Genomic DNA, 19,189 nt, shown 5'->3' with positions numbered 1-19,189 from the left:
TGCGTGGCTTGGGATTTTGACAAGCATGGCAAAAGACCCATCAGATCTGGCAAGGCGAAACGTTCCGGTTTTGGCGGGGCAGAGCATTCTGTCTCAGGTCGCCTGGACGTTGGGAAGCCCATCCGTTGTTCTGCCGTTTCTGGCGGTGTCTTTTGAATTGCCGATGTTCGTCGCCGGGGCTTTGGTCTCGGTTCGGATGGTCGGCAGCATGATCGCCGATTTTTTCCTGGCCCGAACCATTGCCGCCCAGACGCAGAAAAAGCGCGGGATCGCGATGACCGAGGTTGCAATTGGCGCCTGCCTGTTGATCGCCATAGCTGTGGCGGCGACGGGATTGGTGCCCCTGATCGCGGTTGCATTCATTTCGATCTTTTTCCTGATCGGTCTGTTCGATGAGATCCAAAACCTGATGTATACGGATCTGATCGGGGATCATGTTCAGTCCAAATCCCGAATGCTGATGCATTACCTGCAACTGGGTGCAGGCGGTTTGGGCGCAATTGGGCTGGCATTGCTGGTCCACGAAATCACCAAGGACAACCCGCCCTTTTCCCGCCATTCTGCCGTTATTGCCGTTTCGGTCACGTTCTTCCTGCTGTCCGGCCTGTCGATCCTTGCCATGGCCGAGATTGGTCAGGCTATACAGGGCAAAGGCACTGAAAAATCGACACCGAAACTGTCGCTGAGGGCCAATATCCAATCCGTTCTCAGCATGTTTCAACATCAGTGGTTCCGGCGCTATCTGGTCATGCGGATGCCGCTGGTTGTTGTCTCGCTATCTGTGCCCTTCTTCGCGTTGATCGCGGCCGAGGCGCATCACAGTTCGGCCAAAGGGCTGACGGCGATGATTGTGTCGTCGGCGTCGGGATATCTGGTCTCGGCCCCGCTTTGGCAGATCGTGAACATGAAATCTCATCGCGCGGTGATGGTGGCCGGAACGCTGATGGTGGCGGCGACGGGGATCATCCTGCTGGGGTTTCACTATCTTGGTATCGATCACGAGGTTCACCTGCACGCGATTGCGTTGTTCATCGTCACGGTCGCGGTGACCGGGATCAGCAGCGCCCGCAAGCTGTACTTTCTGGATGTCGCGCCGAAAGAGCAGCGCGTTCAGGGGTCAGCCGCGATCAAAAGCATCGTGCGCCTGACCGCCGTTGCCGTATCCGCCGCCCTTGCAGGCGTTGCGCATCTGCATGAGGTGTCGCTGGCGGTCGCCTTCATCGTGTTGTGCAGTTTGATCGCCGCGGTGGCCTGTTACCGTGTGGTTTTGCCGAAAGAGGCACAGGTTGCGCCAGGCAGCGCAACCGGCACCTGATCCAAGATCGCGTTGCTTAGAAGAAGGAGGAAATCTCCTCCAGCGGCTTTTTCAACTTGGCCACAGCCGGAACCGTCGCACTGTTCGACGGGTGCCCGACCGCGATGATCATCGTGGGCTTTTCCGAGGCCGGACGCCCCAAAGCGTCGTTGAGGAATTTCATGGGATTGGGCGTGTGCGTCAGGGTAGATAACCCCGCGTGGTGCAAGGCGGCCAGCAAAAAGCCGGTGGCGATGTTGACGCTTTCGGGAACGTAGTAGTTCTTGTAGCGCGTCCCGTCCTCGAACTCACCCCAGCGCTGGGCGAACACCACGATCAGCCAGGGGGCGATGGTCAGGTGCTCTTTGACGGCGTTGGTGCCGATGGGTTCCAGCGCCTTGATCCACTCATCGCTTGCACCGCCATCGTAGAACCGGCGCTCTTCTTCTTCTGCCTCTTCGCGGATGCGCTGTTTCAGGGCAGGGTCGGAAATGGCCGCGAAATGCCAGGGTTGATGGTTCGCACCAGAGGGCGCGGAACCCGCCGTACGCAGGCAGGTCTCGATCACCTGTTTTTCAACCGCTCGATCTGTGAAGTCGCGGACCGAGTGGCGCTGCCGCATCTTGTCATAGAAGGCCTGCGCCGCCTCCTGCATCTGTGCGTCTGTGATATCGCAGCGGTCGGGCAGGGGAATGGGATCATAGCTGAGAGCGTCGCGTGAAAACATAAAGTTACTCCGAAGGTTTCCCTTTTATCCGGCGGTCAGCGACAGAGATCAAGACTTTGGCAGCAGCGTGTTTGACTGCCCGGGTCAACGGGGCCAGCGCCGGGGCCAGAACGCGCCTGACCTGCCAGGTCAGCGCAATGTCCAGCGGCGCGTCCAGGACAATCGGTTGCAAGCGCCCATCTGATATGGGGCCGCGCACAAGGGGTTCGGGGTTCATGCCCCAGCCGATCCCCGCAATCGCCGCATCGACGAACCCATGGGATGACGGCAAAAAATGTGACGGAGGAGAGATACGGCGACTGGTCCGCCCGGCAATCCACGCCTTTTGCAGCCCGTCCTTGCGATTGAACACAAGGTTGGGCGCCGCGCTGAGGGATTCGGCATCGACACCGTCGCGAAACCAGCGTCGGATGAAGTCCGGGCTGGCGGTTGGCAGGTATCGCATGGCCCCAAGCTCGACCGCGTCGCAGCCCGTGACCGGCTGGCCGCCCACGGTGATCGCCGCGCTGACTTCGCCCCGGCGCAGCCACTCGGCAGAATGATCCTGATCGTCGATGACCAGATCGAACAGCAAGCCCGGTGCGCTGGCCATCGCATCCACGAACCATGTGGCCAGAACATCTGCCGGAATCGCCACCCGAACAAGTGCCGGATCGGTGCCTTGATCCAGCGTGAGCTCGCGGGCCAGCTGCGCCTCTAGCAGTCCGATATCCTCGGCATATTGTGCGATGCGCAGGCCAGCCGGTGTGCCGGTGCAGGGTGTCCCCCGGTTGATCAGCGCCGCGCCGATGCGATCCTCCAGCGCTTTGATCCGTTGCGAGATCGCCGAAGGCGTCACCGCCAGCACGTTTGCAGCGGCATCAAAGCTGCCATGGCGCAGAATGGCGGACAAAGCCGACAGATGGTTGGGATCAAGTAGCATTAGCCAGATTTAATTCGCTTCAGCATCTTTAATTTGATAGAACGCCCCGCGACCGCTAGTCAACGCCTCGCAACAGCAGGAGGCCCCATGTCGACAACCCTCATCGCCGGATTTGTACTCAGCTTCAGCCTGATTCTTGCCATCGGGGCGCAAAACGCCTTCATCCTGCGGCAGGGTGTGCGGCGCGAGCATGTGTTTGTCCTGTGCCTGACTTGCGGGGTCTCTGACGCGATCCTGATTGCAGCGGGTGTGGCGGGGTTTGGTTCGTTGGCAAAGGCAATGCCCTGGTTCGAACCCGTCATGCGGTACGGCGGGGCCGCGTTTCTGACCTGGTACGGGCTGCGCAGCTTTCTGTCGGCCTGGCGAGGTGGCGCGGCATTGGAGGCAGGCAATGGTCAACGCACCAGCCTGCGCAGCGCGTTGCTGACAGTGTTGGCCTTCACCTGGCTGAATCCGCATGTTTATCTGGATACGGTTGTCCTGATCGGTTCGATTTCGGCGCAATATGACGACCGGCTGAGCTTTGCGGTCGGGGCCATTCTGTCCAGCTTTGTGTTCTTCTTTTCCCTTGGCTACGGGGCCCGAATTCTGTCCCCGCTTTTTGCACGTCCTCGGGCCTGGCAGGTGCTGGATGTCCTTATCGGTCTGGTCATGCTGAGTATCGCTTTGAAACTTGTTATCATGTGAAGGGTTGTTCCCGACCGGGTTTCAGTGTTCAACCAAAGCCATGACCACCCTTGCCGTTTCATCCCGCCCGATCGCAGGCATGTTCTGGATGTTTTCCGCCGGGCTGTGCTTTGTTGTCATGACCGCGCTGGTGAAATCGCTCGGTTCGACGATGGACCCCATTCAGGCGGCGTTTCTGCGCTATGCGCTGGGGCTTGTGTTTCTGCTGCCCGCCTTGCGATCCATCTTGGCCACCCGTCTCAGCAAACGTGATCTGACGCTGTTCGGGCTACGCGGCGTGATCCATGCGGGCGCAGTGATGCTGTGGTTCTATGCGATGACCCAGATCCCATTGGCCGAAGTTACCGCAATGAACTACATGACGCCGGTTTACGTCACTCTTGGGGCTGCGCTGTTTTTGGGCGAAAAACTCGCCTTTCGCCGGATCGCTGCCATTCTGGTCGCGGTGGTGGGCGTGCTTATCATCCTGCGCCCCGGATTCCGAGAGGTCTCGACCGGGCACATAGCGATGATCGGTACCGCTCTGACACTGGGCGGGTCTTACCTGTTGGCCAAGCTGCTGGTGCGCGACATCCCGCCCTCGGTCGTGGTGGCGCATTTGTCGATCTGGACGACGCTGGCTTTGATCCCTTTCGCCATTGCGGTCTGGAGCGCGCCCAGCCTGCGCGACATCGGTGTTCTGTTCCTGATCGCCACTTTCGCCACTGCCGGGCATTATTTCATGACGCTTGCCTTGCAGGCGGCCCCGGTTGCGGTGACGCAGCCGGTAACGTTCCTGCAACTGATCTGGGCGACCTTGCTGGGCGCCGCTGTGTTTCACGAAGGCGTTGACGTGTGGGTGGTGGCTGGTGGTACGTTGATCCTTGCGGCGGTCAGTTTCATTTCCTGGCGCGAATTGGTACTGAACCGCCGCGACGTGACCCCACCCAGCATCGCGACCAAGCTGTAACCCGGCGTGGCTTCGTTATTGATTGACGAGTCAATAAAAACGCCCTAGCTTTGGCGTGTAGCGCCAGTTCAGGGGGTAGGGATGCCGAAAGTCGGAATGGAACCAATCCGTCGCGATGCGATTGTCCGTGCCACGATCGCCGAGCTTGGCGTAAAGAAATCCCTGGACGTCACGGTCAGCCAGATCGCCAAACGGGCGGGCATGTCCAGCGCATTGGCCCATCACTATTTCGGCGGCAAGGACCAGATCTTTCTGGCGGCCATGCGTCAGATTCTGTCGGATTTCGGGGCCGAGGCGCGGGCCGAGCTCAAAGCTGCCGCCCCGACCGAACGCGCGCAGGCCATCATCCGCGCCTGTTTTGCCCCTTCGTGTTTCTCGCCGGATGTGATCGCCGCCTGGATGACATTCTACGTTCTCGCGCAGACCAATGATGACGCGCTGCGGTTGTGGAAGATCTATCAGGCGCGGATCCGGTCGAACCTGATCGTCGGGCTGCGGCCCTTGCTCGACGATCCGGTGGCTGCTGCGGAAGACATGACCGCCCTGATCGACGGGCTGTATATCCGCGCGGCGCTCAGCGCGCCCGAAGACCCGCAATTGGCCGTGAACCATGCGATGCGTGTCCTCAACACTCTGCTCGAGGCTGAAAAATGACAAACCCGAACATTCTGATCCTGATGGTGGATCAGCTGAACGGAACCCTCTTCCCCGATGGTCCCGCGGAATGGCTTCATGCACCGAACCTGAAAAAGCTGGCCGAACGTTCGACCCGGTTTGCCAATGCGTATACGGCATCGCCGCTTTGCGCGCCGGGGCGGGCGAGCTTCATGTCCGGTCAGTTGCCCTCGCGCACGGGAGTATATGACAACGCCGCTGAATTCCGCAGCGATATCCCCACCTATGCGCACCACCTGCGCCGGGCGGGCTATTACACCTGCCTGTCAGGCAAGATGCATTTCGTCGGTCCCGACCAGTTGCACGGGTTCGAGGATCGCCTGACCACCGACATCTACCCCGCCGATTTCGGCTGGACCCCTGATTATCGCAAACCGGGCGAACGCATCGACTGGTGGTACCACAACATGGGCTCGGTCACAGGCGCGGGCGTGGCCGAAATCTCGAACCAGATGGAATATGATGATGAGGTCGCCTACAACGCCAAGGCCAAGCTTTACGATCTGGCCCGGGGCAAGGATGAGCGCCCTTGGTGCGTGACCGTCAGCTTTACCCATCCGCACGATCCGTATGTGGCGCGCCGGAAATACTGGGACCTTTATGAGGATTGCGAGCACCTGCTGCCCGAGGTCGCAGACCTTGGCTATGACAATCAGGATCCGCATTCGCAGCGCATCTTCGATGCTAATGACTGGCGCAGCTTTGACATTACCGAAGACGACATCCGCAAGTCCCGCCGGGCCTATTTCGCCAACATCTCGTATCTGGACGACAAGATCGGCGAAATCCTTGAGGTCCTGGAAAGCACCCGGCAAGAGGCAATCATCCTCTTTGTCTCGGATCACGGTGATATGCTGGGCGAACGGGGCCTTTGGTTCAAAATGAACTTCTACGAAGGTTCGGCACGTGTACCGCTTATGATTTCCGCGCCGGACCTGCCTGCCGGACGTATCGATACGCCGGTTTCGACCATCGACGTCACGCCGACCTTAGGCGCGTTGGCAGGTGTGGATATGGCCGAGATCGCCCCTTGGACCGATGGCGAAGACCTTGTTCCGCTGGCCAACGGTACCGAGCGTACCGCGCCGGTTGCGATGGAATACGCGGCCGAAGCGTCTTATGCGCCGCTGGTGTCACTGCGCTATGGCAAATGGAAATACAACCGCTGCGCGCTGGACCCGGACCAACTGTTCGATCTGGAAAACGACCCGCAGGAATTGACCAATTTGGCGGGCAATCCGGAACACGCAGGCACGTTGCAAACCCTGCGCGCCAAATCCGAGGCACGCTGGGATCTCGACCGGTTCGATGCTGATGTCCGCGCCAGTCAGGCCCGCCGCTGGGTGGTTTACGAGGCGTTGCGGCAGGGCGGTTATTACCCCTGGGATTACCAGCCGCTGCAAAAGGCCTCGGAACGCTACATGCGCAACCACATGGATCTGAACATCGTCGAGGAAAGCCAGCGCTTCCCGCGCGGCGAATAACCTCTTCATCTTTTTGAAAATACTCCCGCCGGAGGCGAATTGATTATGCGACGGATAATCTGGGCTGGCGGGCAAAGGAGACCCGAAAATGGAAGCTGATTTCGTCATTGTGGGTGCCGGTTCCGCCGGTTGCGCGATGGCCTATCGCCTGAGCGAGGCCGGGGCTTCGGTTCTGGTGATCGAGCATGGTGGCACGGATGCCGGACCGTTCATCCAGATGCCCGCCGCGCTGAGCTACCCGATGAATATGTCGCGTTATGACTGGGGCTTTAGCTCGGAACCCGAGCCACATCTGAACAACCGCCGTCTGGCTTGCCCGCGTGGCAAGGTGATTGGCGGGTCGTCCTCGATCAACGGCATGGTCTATGTGCGCGGCCATGCCCGCGACTTTGACACCTGGGCCGAGATGGGGGCTGACGGTTGGTCCTATGCCGATGTGCTGCCCTATTACAAACGGATGGAGACCTGGCACGATGGCGGCCATGGGGGCGATCCCGAATGGCGTGGTACGGATGGCCCGCTGCATGTCTCGCGCGGCCCTCGCGAAAATCCGCTGTTCCAGGCTTTCGTCGATGCAGGTCGGCAAGCGGGATACCAAGTCACGGGCGACTATAATGGCGAAAAGCAGGAAGGCTTTGGCCCGATGGAGCAGACCGTCTGGAAAGGGCGGCGCTGGTCGGCGGCGAATGCTTATCTGCGGCCTGCGCTCAAACGGGACAATTGCGAAATCATCCGCGGTCTGGCGGCGCGTGTGGTGATGGAAAACGGGCGCGCCACCGGTGTCGAGCTGGTGCGCGGTGGAAAGACCGAAATTATCCGCGCCCGGCGCGAAGTGGTTCTGGCCGCATCGTCGATCAACTCTCCCAAACTGCTGATGCTGTCGGGGATCGGCCCTGCGGCCCATCTGGCCGAGCATGGGATCGACGTGGTCGCGGATCGCCCCGGCGTGGGTGCGAACCTTCAGGATCATCTGGAGCTTTACATCCAGCAGGCCTCGCTGCAGCCGATCACGCTGTACAAGCATTGGAATCTGATCAGCAAAGGGCTGATCGGGGCGCAATGGCTGTTCACCAAAACCGGGCTTGGTGCCTCGAACCAGTTCGAAAGCGCGGCCTTTGTCCGGTCGAAACCGGGTGTGGAGTATCCCGATATTCAGTACCACTTCCTGCCTATGGCTGTTCGGTACGACGGGCAGGCAGCGGCCGAGGGGCATGGGTTCCAGGCGCATGTCGGTCCGATGCGCTCACCCTCGCGCGGGGCAGTTACCTTGCGGTCGAGCAGGCCCGAGGATGCGCCTGTTATCCGGTTCAATTACATGAGCCACGAAGAGGATTGGGAGGATTTCCGAACCTGCATCCGCTTGACCCGCGAAATCTTTGGTCAGGATGCCTTTAAGCCCTATGCGGGGAAAGAAATTCAGCCGGGCGCAGATGTTCAAAGTGATGAGGAATTGAACGGCTTCATCGCGGAACATGCCGAAAGCGCCTATCACCCCTGCGGCACCTGTCGGATGGGGCGGGCGGACGACAAGATGTCCGTTGTCGATCCCGAAGGTCGTGTCATCGGTGTGGACGGTTTGCGCGTCGCCGACAGCTCGGTTTTCCCGCAGATCACAAACGGCAACCTGAATGCGCCGTCGATCATGGTTGGCGAGAAAGTCTCGGACCACCTGCTGGGTAAAGACGCGTTGCCAAAGGCCAATGATCGCCCGTGGATTCACCCGCAATGGGCCATTGCGCAACGGTGATTTGATCCGCGTCAAAGCGGGGTGAGGCAGCGACCTGTAGATGTGACTTGCAATGACATAATTCAGGAGCGAACAGGAATGTCCCACACCCCGCATGAACTGGCCGAAGAGTTTCCGGACAAGGTCGAATTGATGAGCCAGCTCAAGCAATCGGACGCGCATTTCGCCCGGTTGGCCGAGGAATATCACGAGATCAATCGCGTCGTGCATCGGGCCGAAACCAATATCGAGCCGATGGAAGATCTGGCTGAGGGTGAGATGCGCAAGAAACGCGCAGCCCTGAAAGACGAGATCTGGGCGATTCTGTCAAAAGCCTGAGCCATGTGGCGGGGGCTCTGCCCCCGTCGCGGCAGGCCGCGACTCCCCCGGGATATTTTCAGCCAGGTGAAGTTCAGGTGACCTGATAGGGCAGGGTGCCGCGGGTATGGGTGTCGATGGTGAGGCGACGTTCCAACGGCGGAACCGAGCGCTGGTGGCAGGTTTGCCGCTCGCAGATGCGGCAGGAAATGCCGATGGGCTCATAAGCGCTGGCGTTGTTGATGTCGAGGTTGTCGGCATAGACCAGGGCTTGGGCGTGGCGCACCTCGCACCCCAATGCAATGGCATAGCGGCGGACGGGCGCGCCATAAGATCCGCCCGATTTCGAAACATCTGTGGCCAACGAGATATAGCGGACGCCATCCGGCGTTTCTGCAAGTTGCAACAGGAAGTGACCGGGTGTCTCAAACGCGCGGTGAACGTTCCACAGGGGGCAGGCACCGCCGAAACGCGCAAATTGCAGCCGCGTGGCCGAGTGGCGTTTGGTGATTGTTCCGGCCTGATCGACGCGTACGAAGAAGAACGGGATGCCCTTTGCGCCGGGTCTTTGAAGTGTGGACAGGCGGTGGGCGATTTGTTCGATTGATGCCCCGAACCGGGTGCTGAGCAATTCCAGATCGTGCCGGTAATCCTGTGCGGCGGCCAGAAATTTGGCATAGGGCATCAGGGACGCGCCTGCAAAGTAATTGGCTAGTCCGATTTTGGCGATCGAGCGCGCCTCCTCGCTTTGGAATTTGGCGAAATCCAGTGTGGCTTCGAGGAGCTTGTCCTGGCTGATCAGAGCCACTTGCAGCAGCAGTTGAAAAACCTGCGTCTGTGGTGCGGTCCGTGAGGACAGTCGCAACGTTTTGCTTTCGGCGTCGTAGACGCGCAGGTCCTCGATATCGGAAAAGACGACCTGAATCCCGCGCTCGGACAGGCTGCTGAGGGCTGCTTCTCGTATGCCGCCCGGCTCTTCTGCGCGGTTGGCAAACAGTTCGGCTGCGCGGTCGACGGCGTCGATATAGTTGTCGCAATAATGGAAGAAATCCCGCACCTCTTCCCAGGGGCTGGCCTGTGTGCTGGCATCCTCGCGCCCCAATGCTTCGTCCAGCGATGCCAGACGTTCGTGGGTCTGGCGGTAAGTGCGGTGCAGTTCGATAAAGGCGCGGGCCAGGGCCGGGGCGTTCGAGGCCGTCAGGCGAAGATCGGCCAGCGGCGGGACCGCGTCGGCAAAGACCGGATCGGCCAGCGCCTCGCGCATGTCCGACACGAGGCGTTCGCTGTCACCGGTGCTAAGCTCGGTGACGTCCATGCCAAATTCCTGCGCCAAGGCCAGAACCACTGTGGTCGAGATCGGACGGTTATTATTCTCCATTTGATTGAGGTAGGGCAGTGAGACGCCAAGCTTTGCGGCGAATTCCCGTTGTGTCAGGGACATTCGTGTGCGCATCTCGCGCAGTTTTGCACCGGCGTAGAGTTTCTGGGTGGCCATGGAATGCCTTTGCAACTTTACTTTTGTTGCAGGCTAACTTTGCAAACCCACAATGGCAAGCGATGTTAAAGACCCAATTGCCGCTCGCGCCAGATCACGGTGCAGATCGCGCAGATGGCCAGGATGGCGGTGGTCAGCATCAGCCAAAGCAGCGGCATGGCGCCCGATTCCACGGTCAGCAATGCGCCGGCTAGCGCGCTCAGGCCCGCCCCGCCGCCCAGCATGATCGCCCCGCTGATGCCCGAGGCCGTGGCCGCCAGATGCGGGCGCACGGACAGCGCGCCGGATGTGGCGTTTGGGATGGTCATGCCGTTGCCGACGCCGACAAAGGTCATGAAACTGAAGAAGCTAAGCGCAGTTCCCATCCCGGTCAGGAAAATGACCGCAGAAATGGCGACGCCGGTTGCGTTCAGAATGCTGCCCCACAGAACCATACGGTTGACGCCAAAGCGGACAGAAAACCGACCGCTGAGGAAGTTGCCGAGGAAATACCCGACGGCAGGCGCGCCAAAGTAAATGCCGACCTCGGCCGCGCTCAGGCCAAAAACCTCGGTTCCGATGAAGGGTGCGCCACCGAGATAGGCAAAGAATGCGCCTGACGAAAACGCTGAAGACAGCGAATAGCCCCAGAAGCGGGGGGATTTCAGAAGCTCGGGGTATTCGCGGAATTGCTGGATCAGGGTTTTGCCGCTTTTGGCCGAGGTCTCGCCGAAGTCCACATATGTCAAAAGAAGCGTCAGTGCGCCCAAGGCAAATGGCAGCCAGAAATTGGCCTTCCAGCCGAAGGTCTCTTCGAGCAATCCGCCAATGGCGGGACCGATCATCGGAACCACCGCCATGCCCATTGTGACATAGCCGATCATTGATGCGGCTTGGTCCTGATCGTATAGATCCCGCACGGCTGCCCGGCTGAGGACCATGCCGACAACAACCACCGCCTGACACATGCGGAAGGCCAGAAATATCTCGGCAGTTGGAGCGAAAATACAGCCCAGCGTGGCCAGCAGGAACAGCGACAGCCCCCACAGGAGAACCGGTCTGCGCCCCGCCTTGTCAGCCAGCGGGCCAAGGAGGATTTGCAGGACAGCGTTCACCAGCAGGTACAGCGCGATGGACAGTTGCATGACCTTGTAGTCGGTCTCGAAATGCAGCGCCATGTTCGGCAGGCTGGGCAGAAACAGGTTCATGCTGAGCGCGGCGAGGCCAGACAGCAAGACAAGTGTGCCGATCTTTGGGGGTGTGCGGCGGGCCGGTGACGTTCTGAACTGCATAGTTCACATGTATAGCTGCGGTTCCGAGGAATGCCAGACGGGTGCTGCCGCCACGTCAGCAATTTGCACTTTTACAGTTTTCCAAAATGCAGTTGCCAAAACTTTGCAAATTTGCCGAAAAGGGCTTTGGTCGGATCACAACTGCATATACTGTCCGTCCAAATTTAATAGGGGATACGCGCCATGAAAGACATCCTTTCCGAGCTTGAAGACCGTCGCGAAGCCGCCCGTTTGGGTGGTGGGCAAAAGCGAATTGATGCACAGCACGGGCGTGGCAAACTGACCGCGCGCGAGCGGATCGAACTGTTGCTGGATGAAGGCAGCTTTGAAGAGTTCGACATGTTTGTCAGCCATCGCTGCACAGATTTTGGGATGGATAAACAAAAGCCTGCCGGTGACGGTGTGGTGACCGGCTGGGGCACGATCAATGGCCGTATGGTCTATGTGTTCAGCCAGGATTTCACCGTGTTCGGCGGCTCTCTGTCTGAAACGCACGCTCAGAAGATCTGCAAGATCATGGATATGGCGGTGCAGAACGGCGCGCCGATCATCGGCATCAACGATTCGGGCGGTGCGCGAATCCAGGAAGGTGTTGCCTCGCTTGCCGGTTACGCCGAAGTGTTCCAGCGCAACATCACGGCCTCGGGCGTGGTGCCGCAGATCAGCGTGATCATGGGCCCCTGTGCCGGTGGCGCGGTGTACAGCCCGGCGATGACGGACTTTATCTTCATGGTAAAGGATTCGTCCTACATGTTCGTCACCGGCCCCGACGTGGTGAAAACCGTCACCAACGAGGTCGTGACCGCCGAGGAACTGGGTGGCGCATCGACCCACACCAAGAAATCGTCCGTCGCGGACGGCGCATTCGAAAACGATGTCGAGGCGCTTGCCGAGGTGCGTCGTCTGGTCGATTTCCTGCCGCTCAACAACCGCGAGAAGCCGCCGGTTCGCCCGTTCTTTGATGAACCGGACCGCGTCGAGAAATCGCTGGACACGTTGGTCCCGGACAATCCGAACACGCCCTATGACATGAAAGAGCTGATCACCAAGATCGCGGATGAGGGCGATTTCTACGAAATTCAGGAAGATTTCGCCAAGAACATCATCACCGGTTTCATCCGTCTCGAAGGGCAGACGGTCGGCGTTGTGGCCAACCAGCCGATGGTTCTGGCCGGGTGTCTGGACATTGATAGCTCGCGCAAGGCCGCGCGGTTCGTGCGCTTCTGCGACTGTTTCGAGATCCCGATCCTGACTCTGGTCGACGTGCCGGGCTTCCTTCCCGGGACGCAGCAGGAATATAGCGGCGTCATCAAGCACGGGGCCAAGCTGCTGTACGCGTATGGCGAAGCAACCGTGCCGAAGGTCACCGTGATCACCCGCAAGGCCTATGGCGGTGCTTATGTGGTTATGGCGTCCAAGCACCTGCGCGGCGATTTCAACTATGCCTGGCCCACTGCTGAAATCGCCGTGATGGGCGCCAAGGGCGCGACCGAGATCATCCATCGCGCCGATCTGGACGATGCCGACAAGACGGCGCAGCATGTGGCGGACTACGAAGACCGCTTTGCGAATCCGTTCGTGGCGGCCGAGCGTGGCTTTGTCGATGAGGTGATCATGCCGCAATCGACCCGTCGCCGGGTGTCGCGCGCATTTGCCAGCCTGCGCGGCAAGCAGCTGAAGAACCCGTGGAAAAAGCACGACAATATTCCGTTGTAAGCCTACGGGGTGGGGCAACCCACCCCATCCGGCCCTTGGCCGGGTGACGCGAAAAACAGGTCAGAACTCACCGCCAAATGAGGCAGGTTTGACAATAGCCGATAAATAGTTAAATGATCCGTCCCACCAGACATAGAACCGCGCAGGCCAACAGCACTGCGCGCGCGACTCCGGAAGGAGGAGCCTGCCGTCGGTGGGTCCGGGGTCGCGCCATTGGTCTGGTCTTGTCCGTTCTTGGCACCGCAACCTTTGCGCAATCCGACGTAACCTTGCCGGTTCCGTCGGGACAACCCGTGCACCTGAACGATGTCTTGCTGGACAATAACCCCGGAGAGCTGTGGGTGCGGTTCCGGTTCATCGCTCCGAAGATCGGTGCGACGGTGGGACGGATCGGATATGATGTGGCATCGCAGGACATGGCGCATCTGTGCCAGACGCTGGCGGTGGCATATGTTGCGCAGCATGAATTGGACCCGGCGCTGGTGATCATTTCGCTGGCCGATCGCCCGATCGAGTTCGGCAACACGGCACCGGATGCCACGCAATTCTTCGAAGCCTACCGGCTGGAATCATCAGATTGCATCTGGGAGGGGCTTTGATCATGTCCTTCGGGTTTCGCGACCTCAGCGCGCCGCAGGCCAAAGCTGCCATATTCGGGGTGCGCCGCATGAAAGCGCCCCATAAAGGCTGTGTTATTTCCCGTCTCGGTGCTACCCGGGGCACGGAGGTAACGACATGCTGAAACATCGTGGATTCCCCGGACGTCTGGCCGGGACAGATTTTCAATTCACCATCCGCCGCGCCAACCCCAAGGGCGTGACGCCGATCACACGGCGCGAGCGGTTTCGGGATCGCAAACCGGCGGACCGGCGGGCTGATGCGGCGTTCATGGAAGCGCTGTGGCACCATTTCGGAGATCAGCCGTTTGAACGCGGCAACCTGGATGCAGGCCGGTTAAGCTGGCTGTTCGGGCGCGAGGTTGTTCCGGCGGAAGATCCGTTTGATCCGGCAAGCTATGATGCGCTGCTGGTGATCGACCCGGATGCGGCGCGTGCGTCGTTCCCTGATCTGTTTGGAGCGGCCTGATCATGCAGAGGCCGATGCCGCATAATCTCGTCCGGTGTGGCAAGACCCCGCCCAGAAATGGGCGAGGCCGATTTGCGGTATCAGAAGTTCAGCTGGGCGGCGACTTGTACCCGGCTGCCATCGAAGGTGTCGCCGGAATTCACGTCATTCCGCTCACCGTAGATGTACTCGGCGCTGAGCGTCAGGTTGTCGGTGGCCTTGTAGAAGGCGTTGACGTGGATCGTCTCAAGTTCGGTGAAGGCCAGATCGCCGGTCGAGGTGGGGAGGTCGTAATCCTCGCGACCGTAGGCGATGCCGACATTCCACTTCGGGCTCAGATCCTGCCGGAACTCTATCGTGTAGCCGTCGACATCGTTGGCCTGCCCGCCGACGATTGGATCACCAAGGCCGATCAGGTAGGGGCCAAGCGCTTCGCCGGTCACGTAGTTGACTTGGAACAAGCCGCCCTGCCAAGGACGGATCGAACCGGACAGTGTAAAGCCGGTCTGATCCACCTCGACGCTACCGGACTCAGCCTTGCCGTAGAGCGCCGACGCACGCGCGATGTACTTGCCATCATTGTACTCCACCGCACCGGTCAGAACCGGATCGTCCGAGTTCGAGCCGCCTACGTTCTCTTCAACAGACACTGCGAAAGTAGTGTTCGCGCCAATGGTGTTCGTGTAGCGCACTTGGGGTACGCGAGCGAACGGAATACCAACCGGACCGTTGAATTCGACCGAGGTAGGATAGGTGTCCAGCGGCTGGAAGTTTGTCCAGTACTGACCGATGAGCCAATGATCACCAATGGTGATGTTCGCGTGACGCAGGCGAAGCTCAGCAGCGCCGCCACTGGCAAACAAGTCCAGTTCCAACTGACCTCCGATTTCGCCGATGCTGGTGGGGGTGCTTGTCCGCAAGCCGATGCGCGATTGGCGGATCGTGGCGCCAAACGTCCCATCAGTAGCCGCAGAAGGCTCACCGATGACGTTCACAAAAGCTGTATCCCCCTGATCGAATTCGAAATCATAGAAGAAGTCGGCTTTGACGTATCCATAGACGTCCAGAGTGGTGTTTCCGATTCTGAAGTCGCCGTTGGCGGGGCCGGACTTGTTGGCCTCGAGCGCTTCGACCCGGGCGCGCAGCGCATCGAGTTCGGCCTGCGAGGCGTCCTGGGCAAAAGCAACCGTGCCGGTCACACAAAGCGCAGAGGCAGCAAGCAGGATTGCCTTGGTTCGTATGGTCTTCATGTAGGTGTTTCCTTGTGTGCGAGTGTGCGCTCGCACCGTTTCACGCAGTTGTTAGTGAAGGAAATCACGAGAATGGGATCGAAAAGCCCAAACTTCTCAAGCAATTGTGCTTTGGTTGCGGAAAATTCTCACGTCAAGGTGAACAGATCGGTCAACCCTGTGAATCCGAACGTGTTTCTGCACGGCGGCGAGTCATTGGATTGTGATGCTGCGTGTGCGAATAGTCTCAGCCAGAGAGAAAAATGTAACAGCAATGTGACTGCTGATCTCGTGCATGTGGCTGGAATGTCAGAAAACCGGATCGGCACGATTTTGCGCGGATTTTCGCCGGATGGGCAATTTCCAGCCGGAATCTCGCTTGGAAACAATACTTTGTTTGCGGCCATGATTGTGGCGTGCAACCTGTTCAAGCCGTGCGGCTCTACTTTGCCTGCGCCGCACATGCACCTACTATTCCGTACCCCTTCCTTCCGCGGGCAGGCTTGTGTTCCCCACATAGTCCTGTCCGCGTTTTTCTTTGCGCAGCCTGTAGGCGTAAAGCGGCATAAATCTGCGCAAAACGCGGAAATTCCGCGTCTGATATTGAATAACAAGGCCCAAAACCGGCATCTGCCCTCAAAGCTATCGAGACGACAAAAAGGGCAGACATCATGCGACTCTCACGTTTCTTCCTTGTTGCGGCAACCTGTGCGGGCCTTGCCGCGTGCGGCGACACAACCGGCGAACAGGCCATCCTGGGCGGCGGTGCAGGGGCTGTCGGGGCGGCCGTGCTCAGCGCCGATCCGCTGTTCGGGGCCGCAGTGGGCGCCGCGGGCAACGTGCTCTACTGCAAAACGCAGAATACCTGCCGCTAACCTGAAATTCCCGGGGCGCGTTTCGTCGCCCCGTCCGTCATCGCGCATCACGCCGTCGTGGGGGTCATTCCCTGCGGCGGCGTTGTGCGTTTCCAGAACACCAAGCCAAAGGACGTTCCATGTTCAATAAGATCCTGATCGCCAACCGGGGCGAGATCGCCTGCCGGGTTATCAAGACCGCCCGTAAGATGGGTATCGGCACTGTCGCCATCTTTTCGGACGCAGACAAAAACGCGCTGCATGTGTCGATGGCCGACGAATCCGTGCATATCGGCCCGCCCCCTGCGAACCAGTCCTATATCGTGATCGACAAGGTCATGGACGCCATCCGCCAAAGCGGCGCGCAGGCGGTGCACCCCGGCTATGGCTTCTTGTCGGAAAACGCCAAATTCGCCGAAGCGCTTGAGGCCGAAGGCGTTGCCTTTGTCGGCCCCCCGAAAGGCGCGATTGAGGCGATGGGTGACAAGATCACCTCGAAAAAAATCGCTCAGGACGCCGGTGTTTCTACGGTTCCCGGCTACATGGGCCTGATTGAAGACGCGGAAGAAGCGGTCAAGATCTCGAACGAGATCGGCTATCCGGTGATGATCAAGGCCAGCGCCGGGGGCGGTGGTAAAGGCATGCGGATCGCGTGGAACGACGAAGAAGCGCGCGAAGGTTTCCAGTCCTCCAAGAACGAAGCCGCGAACTCGTTCGGCGATGACCGGATTTTCATCGAGAAATTCGTGACCCAGCCGCGTCACATCGAGATTCAGGTTCTGTGCGACAGCCACGGAAACGGCATCTATCTGGGCGAACGCGAATGCTCGATCCAGCGCCGGAACCAGAAAGTGGTGGAAGAAGCGCCGTCGCCATTCCTGGACGAAGCGACCCGCAAAGCGATGGGGGAACAGGCCGTGGCCCTGGCCAAGGCCGTGGGTTATGCCAGCGCCGGTACGGTGGAATTCATCGTTGATGGTCAGAAGAACTTCTACTTCCTTGAAATGAACACCCGCCTGCAGGTGGAACACCCGGTGACCGAGCTGATCACCGGCGTCGATCTGGTCGAGCAGATGATCCGTGTTGCAGCCGGTGAGCCTCTGTCGATCACGCAGGATGACGTGACCCTGACCGGTTGGGCCATCGAAAACCGTCTGTATGCGGAAGATCCCTATCGCAACTTCCTGCCCTCGATTGGGCGTCTGACCCGCTATCGCCCGCCGCAAGAGGTCGCGGCTGGCCCGATGCAGGTAAACGGCAAATGGCAGGGCGAGGCACCCGAAGGTGAGGCCGCAGTGCGTAACGATACCGGCGTCTATGAAGGCGGCGAGATCAGCATGTATTACGACCCGATGATCGCCAAGCTGTGCACCTGGGCCCCGACCCGTGAGGCCGCGATCGAGGCAATGCGCGTGGCGCTGGACAGCTTTGAGGTCGAAGGTATCGGCCACAACCTGCCGTTCCTGTCTGCGGTGATGGATCACCCGAAATTCATCAGCGGCGACATGACCACCGCCTTCATCGCCGAGGAATATCCCGAAGGGTTCGAAGGTGTCACCCTACCCGAGGGCGATCTGCGCCAGATCGCAGCATCGTGCGCCGCGATGCACCGCGTGGCCGAAATTCGCCGCACCCGCGTATCGGGCCGGATGGACAACCATGAACGCAAGGTTGGCAAGCGTTGGGTCGTCTCGCTGGAAGGTCACGAGTTCGCCGTTCAGGTCAACGCCGACAAAGAAGGCGCGACGGTCAAGTTCGAGGACGGCTCGACCCTGCGCGTGGCCTCTGACTGGACACCGGGCGACCAACTGGCCGTTCTGGACGTCGATGGCAGCCCGCTGGTTCTGAAGGTTGGCAAGATCTCGGGCGGGTTCCGCGTGCGCAACCGGGGTGCTGACCTGAAGGTGCAGGTGCGCCGTCCGCGTCAGGCTGAACTGGCCAAGCTGATGCCGGAAAAACTGCCGCCGGATACCTCGAAAATGCTGCTGTGTCCGATGCCCGGCCTGATCGTAAAGGTCGATGTCGAGGTGGGTCAGGAAGTGCAGGAAGGTCAGGCGCTGTGCACCGTCGAGGCGATGAAGATGGAAAACATCCTGCGCGCCGAGAAGAAAGGCGTGGTTGCCAAGATCAACGCAAGCCCCGGCGACAGCCTTGCCGTGGACGATGTGATCATCGAATTCGAGTGATCATGACCGCGTTTTTGTCATATCTCCAAAGGTATCCGGCGTTTTGCGCTGGGGCCTTCGGGCGTGGCAAAAACGCTCAGCCGCCCTCGCGCCGCTCGCGGATTTCGCGTTCGCGCAGGGGGGTTTTGTCGATGGACCGGCCAATCTCACGCACACTCCACGGCGAGGGCTTGCGCAGTTTGACCACGCCGTCCTTGTCGACAAACACCATCTGGAACCCACGCGGGCGCAGTTGCGACCGGATCGGGGATCGGGCCGACGGATCGGTGTCGGTCAGGACCACCACATCTCGGTCCCGCATGGCCTCTTCCCCCTCAAGCAGCATGTCGACCTGTTGCTGGAACCGGGGGTCGGCTGGCGTGTCTGCGAAGACGATTATGGGCCGGTGGGTCCACAGAAATTCAGACAATTCACTGTCGCCGACCGGGCGGACAAATTCATCATCAGCAGGTGCAGACCCGTCAGCGGCCATCGCGGCCAGCGGGATTAGTGCCGAGAAAACAAGGGCAAGCGTTCTGTTCATGGGGCCTCCTGTCCCGTTGAATATAGCCTCTGCGCGCGCGAATGCGACTGACGAAATGCACATGATGC

Annotated in this window: 18 protein-coding genes; 12 read left to right on the top strand and 6 right to left on the bottom strand. The window is 59.8% G+C overall.

What is annotated here, in order from left to right; all coding sequences use genetic code 11:
- Positions 1-25: 25 nt before the first annotated feature.
- Positions 26-1,315 carry a permease gene (locus ACR0AC_RS17215; RefSeq protein ID WP_170454918.1) on the top strand — a complete coding sequence of 430 codons (1,290 nt, stop codon included), beginning with the start codon at positions 26-28 and terminating at the stop codon, positions 1,313-1,315.
- A gap of 16 nt (positions 1,316-1,331) precedes the next feature.
- On the opposite strand, the gene ACR0AC_RS17210 is transcribed toward ACR0AC_RS17215, so the two are convergent.
- Both ACR0AC_RS17210 and ACR0AC_RS17205 read right to left on the bottom strand, forming a co-directional pair.
- On the bottom strand, positions 1,332-2,021 hold the full coding sequence (locus tag ACR0AC_RS17210; RefSeq protein ID WP_480875044.1) for a nitroreductase family protein: 690 nt from the start codon (positions 2,019-2,021) through the stop codon (positions 1,332-1,334).
- Positions 2,022-2,025: 4 nt separating this feature from the next.
- The gene (locus tag ACR0AC_RS17205) at positions 2,026-2,943 is read right to left on the bottom strand and encodes a LysR family transcriptional regulator ArgP (protein WP_480875041.1); all 918 of its coding nucleotides are present in this window, start codon (positions 2,941-2,943) and stop codon (positions 2,026-2,028) included.
- An 87-nt stretch (positions 2,944-3,030) separates the two neighbouring features.
- Between ACR0AC_RS17205 and ACR0AC_RS17200 the strand changes: the two genes are divergently transcribed.
- The 6 genes from ACR0AC_RS17200 (at position 3,031) to ACR0AC_RS17175 (ending at position 8,803) form a co-directional block, all read left to right on the top strand.
- The gene (locus tag ACR0AC_RS17200) at positions 3,031-3,630 is read left to right on the top strand and encodes a LysE/ArgO family amino acid transporter (protein WP_480626957.1); all 600 of its coding nucleotides are present in this window, start codon (positions 3,031-3,033) and stop codon (positions 3,628-3,630) included.
- Positions 3,631-3,670: 40 nt separating this feature from the next.
- Positions 3,671-4,579, top strand: coding sequence for a DMT family transporter (locus tag ACR0AC_RS17195; protein WP_170454910.1), 909 nt, complete (start codon positions 3,671-3,673; stop codon positions 4,577-4,579).
- A gap of 81 nt (positions 4,580-4,660) precedes the next feature.
- Positions 4,661-5,233, top strand: coding sequence for a choline-binding transcriptional repressor BetI (betI, locus tag ACR0AC_RS17190; protein WP_170454908.1), 573 nt, complete (start codon positions 4,661-4,663; stop codon positions 5,231-5,233).
- Positions 5,230-6,738 carry a choline-sulfatase gene (betC, locus tag ACR0AC_RS17185; protein WP_170737515.1) on the top strand — a complete coding sequence of 503 codons (1,509 nt, stop codon included), beginning with the start codon at positions 5,230-5,232 and terminating at the stop codon, positions 6,736-6,738. The genes betI and betC overlap by 4 nt, the downstream gene beginning before the upstream one ends.
- 88 nt (positions 6,739-6,826) lie before the next feature.
- Positions 6,827-8,485 (top strand): choline dehydrogenase, encoded by a 1,659-nt coding sequence (gene betA / locus ACR0AC_RS17180; RefSeq protein ID WP_170737516.1) that lies wholly within the window; start codon positions 6,827-6,829, stop codon positions 8,483-8,485.
- 78 nt (positions 8,486-8,563) lie between these two features.
- The gene (locus ACR0AC_RS17175; protein ID WP_170454901.1) at positions 8,564-8,803 is read left to right on the top strand and encodes an HP1242/YdcH family protein; all 240 of its coding nucleotides are present in this window, start codon (positions 8,564-8,566) and stop codon (positions 8,801-8,803) included.
- Between the two features lie 73 nt (positions 8,804-8,876).
- Here ACR0AC_RS17175 and ACR0AC_RS17170 read toward each other — a convergent pair whose 3' ends face one another.
- Positions 8,877-10,277, bottom strand: coding sequence for a helix-turn-helix transcriptional regulator (locus ACR0AC_RS17170; RefSeq protein ID WP_170454899.1), 1,401 nt, complete (start codon positions 10,275-10,277; stop codon positions 8,877-8,879).
- 65 nt (positions 10,278-10,342) lie between these two features.
- Positions 10,343-11,548: a multidrug effflux MFS transporter gene (locus ACR0AC_RS17165; RefSeq protein WP_480875032.1), complete on the bottom strand. Its 1,206-nt coding sequence runs from the start codon at positions 11,546-11,548 to the stop codon at positions 10,343-10,345.
- A gap of 183 nt (positions 11,549-11,731) precedes the next feature.
- Between ACR0AC_RS17165 and ACR0AC_RS17160 the strand changes: the two genes are divergently transcribed.
- The 3 genes from ACR0AC_RS17160 to ACR0AC_RS17150 all read left to right on the top strand — a co-directional run bounded on the left by ACR0AC_RS17160 (position 11,732) and on the right by ACR0AC_RS17150 (position 14,350).
- A complete protein-coding gene (locus ACR0AC_RS17160; RefSeq protein ID WP_170454895.1) occupies positions 11,732-13,264 on the top strand; it encodes an acyl-CoA carboxylase subunit beta in 1,533 nt (510 codons plus the stop codon).
- Between the two features lie 113 nt (positions 13,265-13,377).
- A complete protein-coding gene (locus tag ACR0AC_RS17155; RefSeq protein ID WP_170520000.1) occupies positions 13,378-13,863 on the top strand; it encodes a DUF6497 family protein in 486 nt (161 codons plus the stop codon).
- Between the two features lie 136 nt (positions 13,864-13,999).
- Positions 14,000-14,350, top strand: coding sequence for a hypothetical protein (locus ACR0AC_RS17150; RefSeq protein ID WP_170624363.1), 351 nt, complete (start codon positions 14,000-14,002; stop codon positions 14,348-14,350).
- Positions 14,351-14,430: 80 nt separating this feature from the next.
- On the opposite strand, the gene ACR0AC_RS17145 is transcribed toward ACR0AC_RS17150, so the two are convergent.
- On the bottom strand, positions 14,431-15,579 hold the full coding sequence (locus ACR0AC_RS17145; protein ID WP_170624361.1) for a DcaP family trimeric outer membrane transporter: 1,149 nt from the start codon (positions 15,577-15,579) through the stop codon (positions 14,431-14,433).
- Positions 15,580-16,229: 650 nt separating this feature from the next.
- Between ACR0AC_RS17145 and ACR0AC_RS17140 the strand changes: the two genes are divergently transcribed.
- Together ACR0AC_RS17140 and ACR0AC_RS17135 are read left to right on the top strand one after the other, a co-directional pair.
- Positions 16,230-16,433, top strand: a complete 204-nt coding sequence (locus tag ACR0AC_RS17140) for a hypothetical protein (RefSeq protein ID WP_170454887.1) — start codon at positions 16,230-16,232, stop codon at positions 16,431-16,433.
- Positions 16,434-16,552: 119 nt separating this feature from the next.
- Positions 16,553-18,598: an acetyl-CoA carboxylase biotin carboxylase subunit gene (locus ACR0AC_RS17135; RefSeq protein WP_480875026.1), complete on the top strand. Its 2,046-nt coding sequence runs from the start codon at positions 16,553-16,555 to the stop codon at positions 18,596-18,598.
- Between the two features lie 76 nt (positions 18,599-18,674).
- On the opposite strand, the gene ACR0AC_RS17130 is transcribed toward ACR0AC_RS17135, so the two are convergent.
- On the bottom strand, positions 18,675-19,121 hold the full coding sequence (locus ACR0AC_RS17130) for a DUF4174 domain-containing protein (RefSeq protein WP_170454883.1): 447 nt from the start codon (positions 19,119-19,121) through the stop codon (positions 18,675-18,677).
- Positions 19,122-19,189: the final 68 nt, after the last annotated feature.

The sequence above is a fragment of the Ruegeria sp. H7 genome (assembly GCF_056532945.1).
Note: the sequence above shows the minus strand (reverse complement) of the source record. Positions and strands in the feature narration are given on the sequence as shown.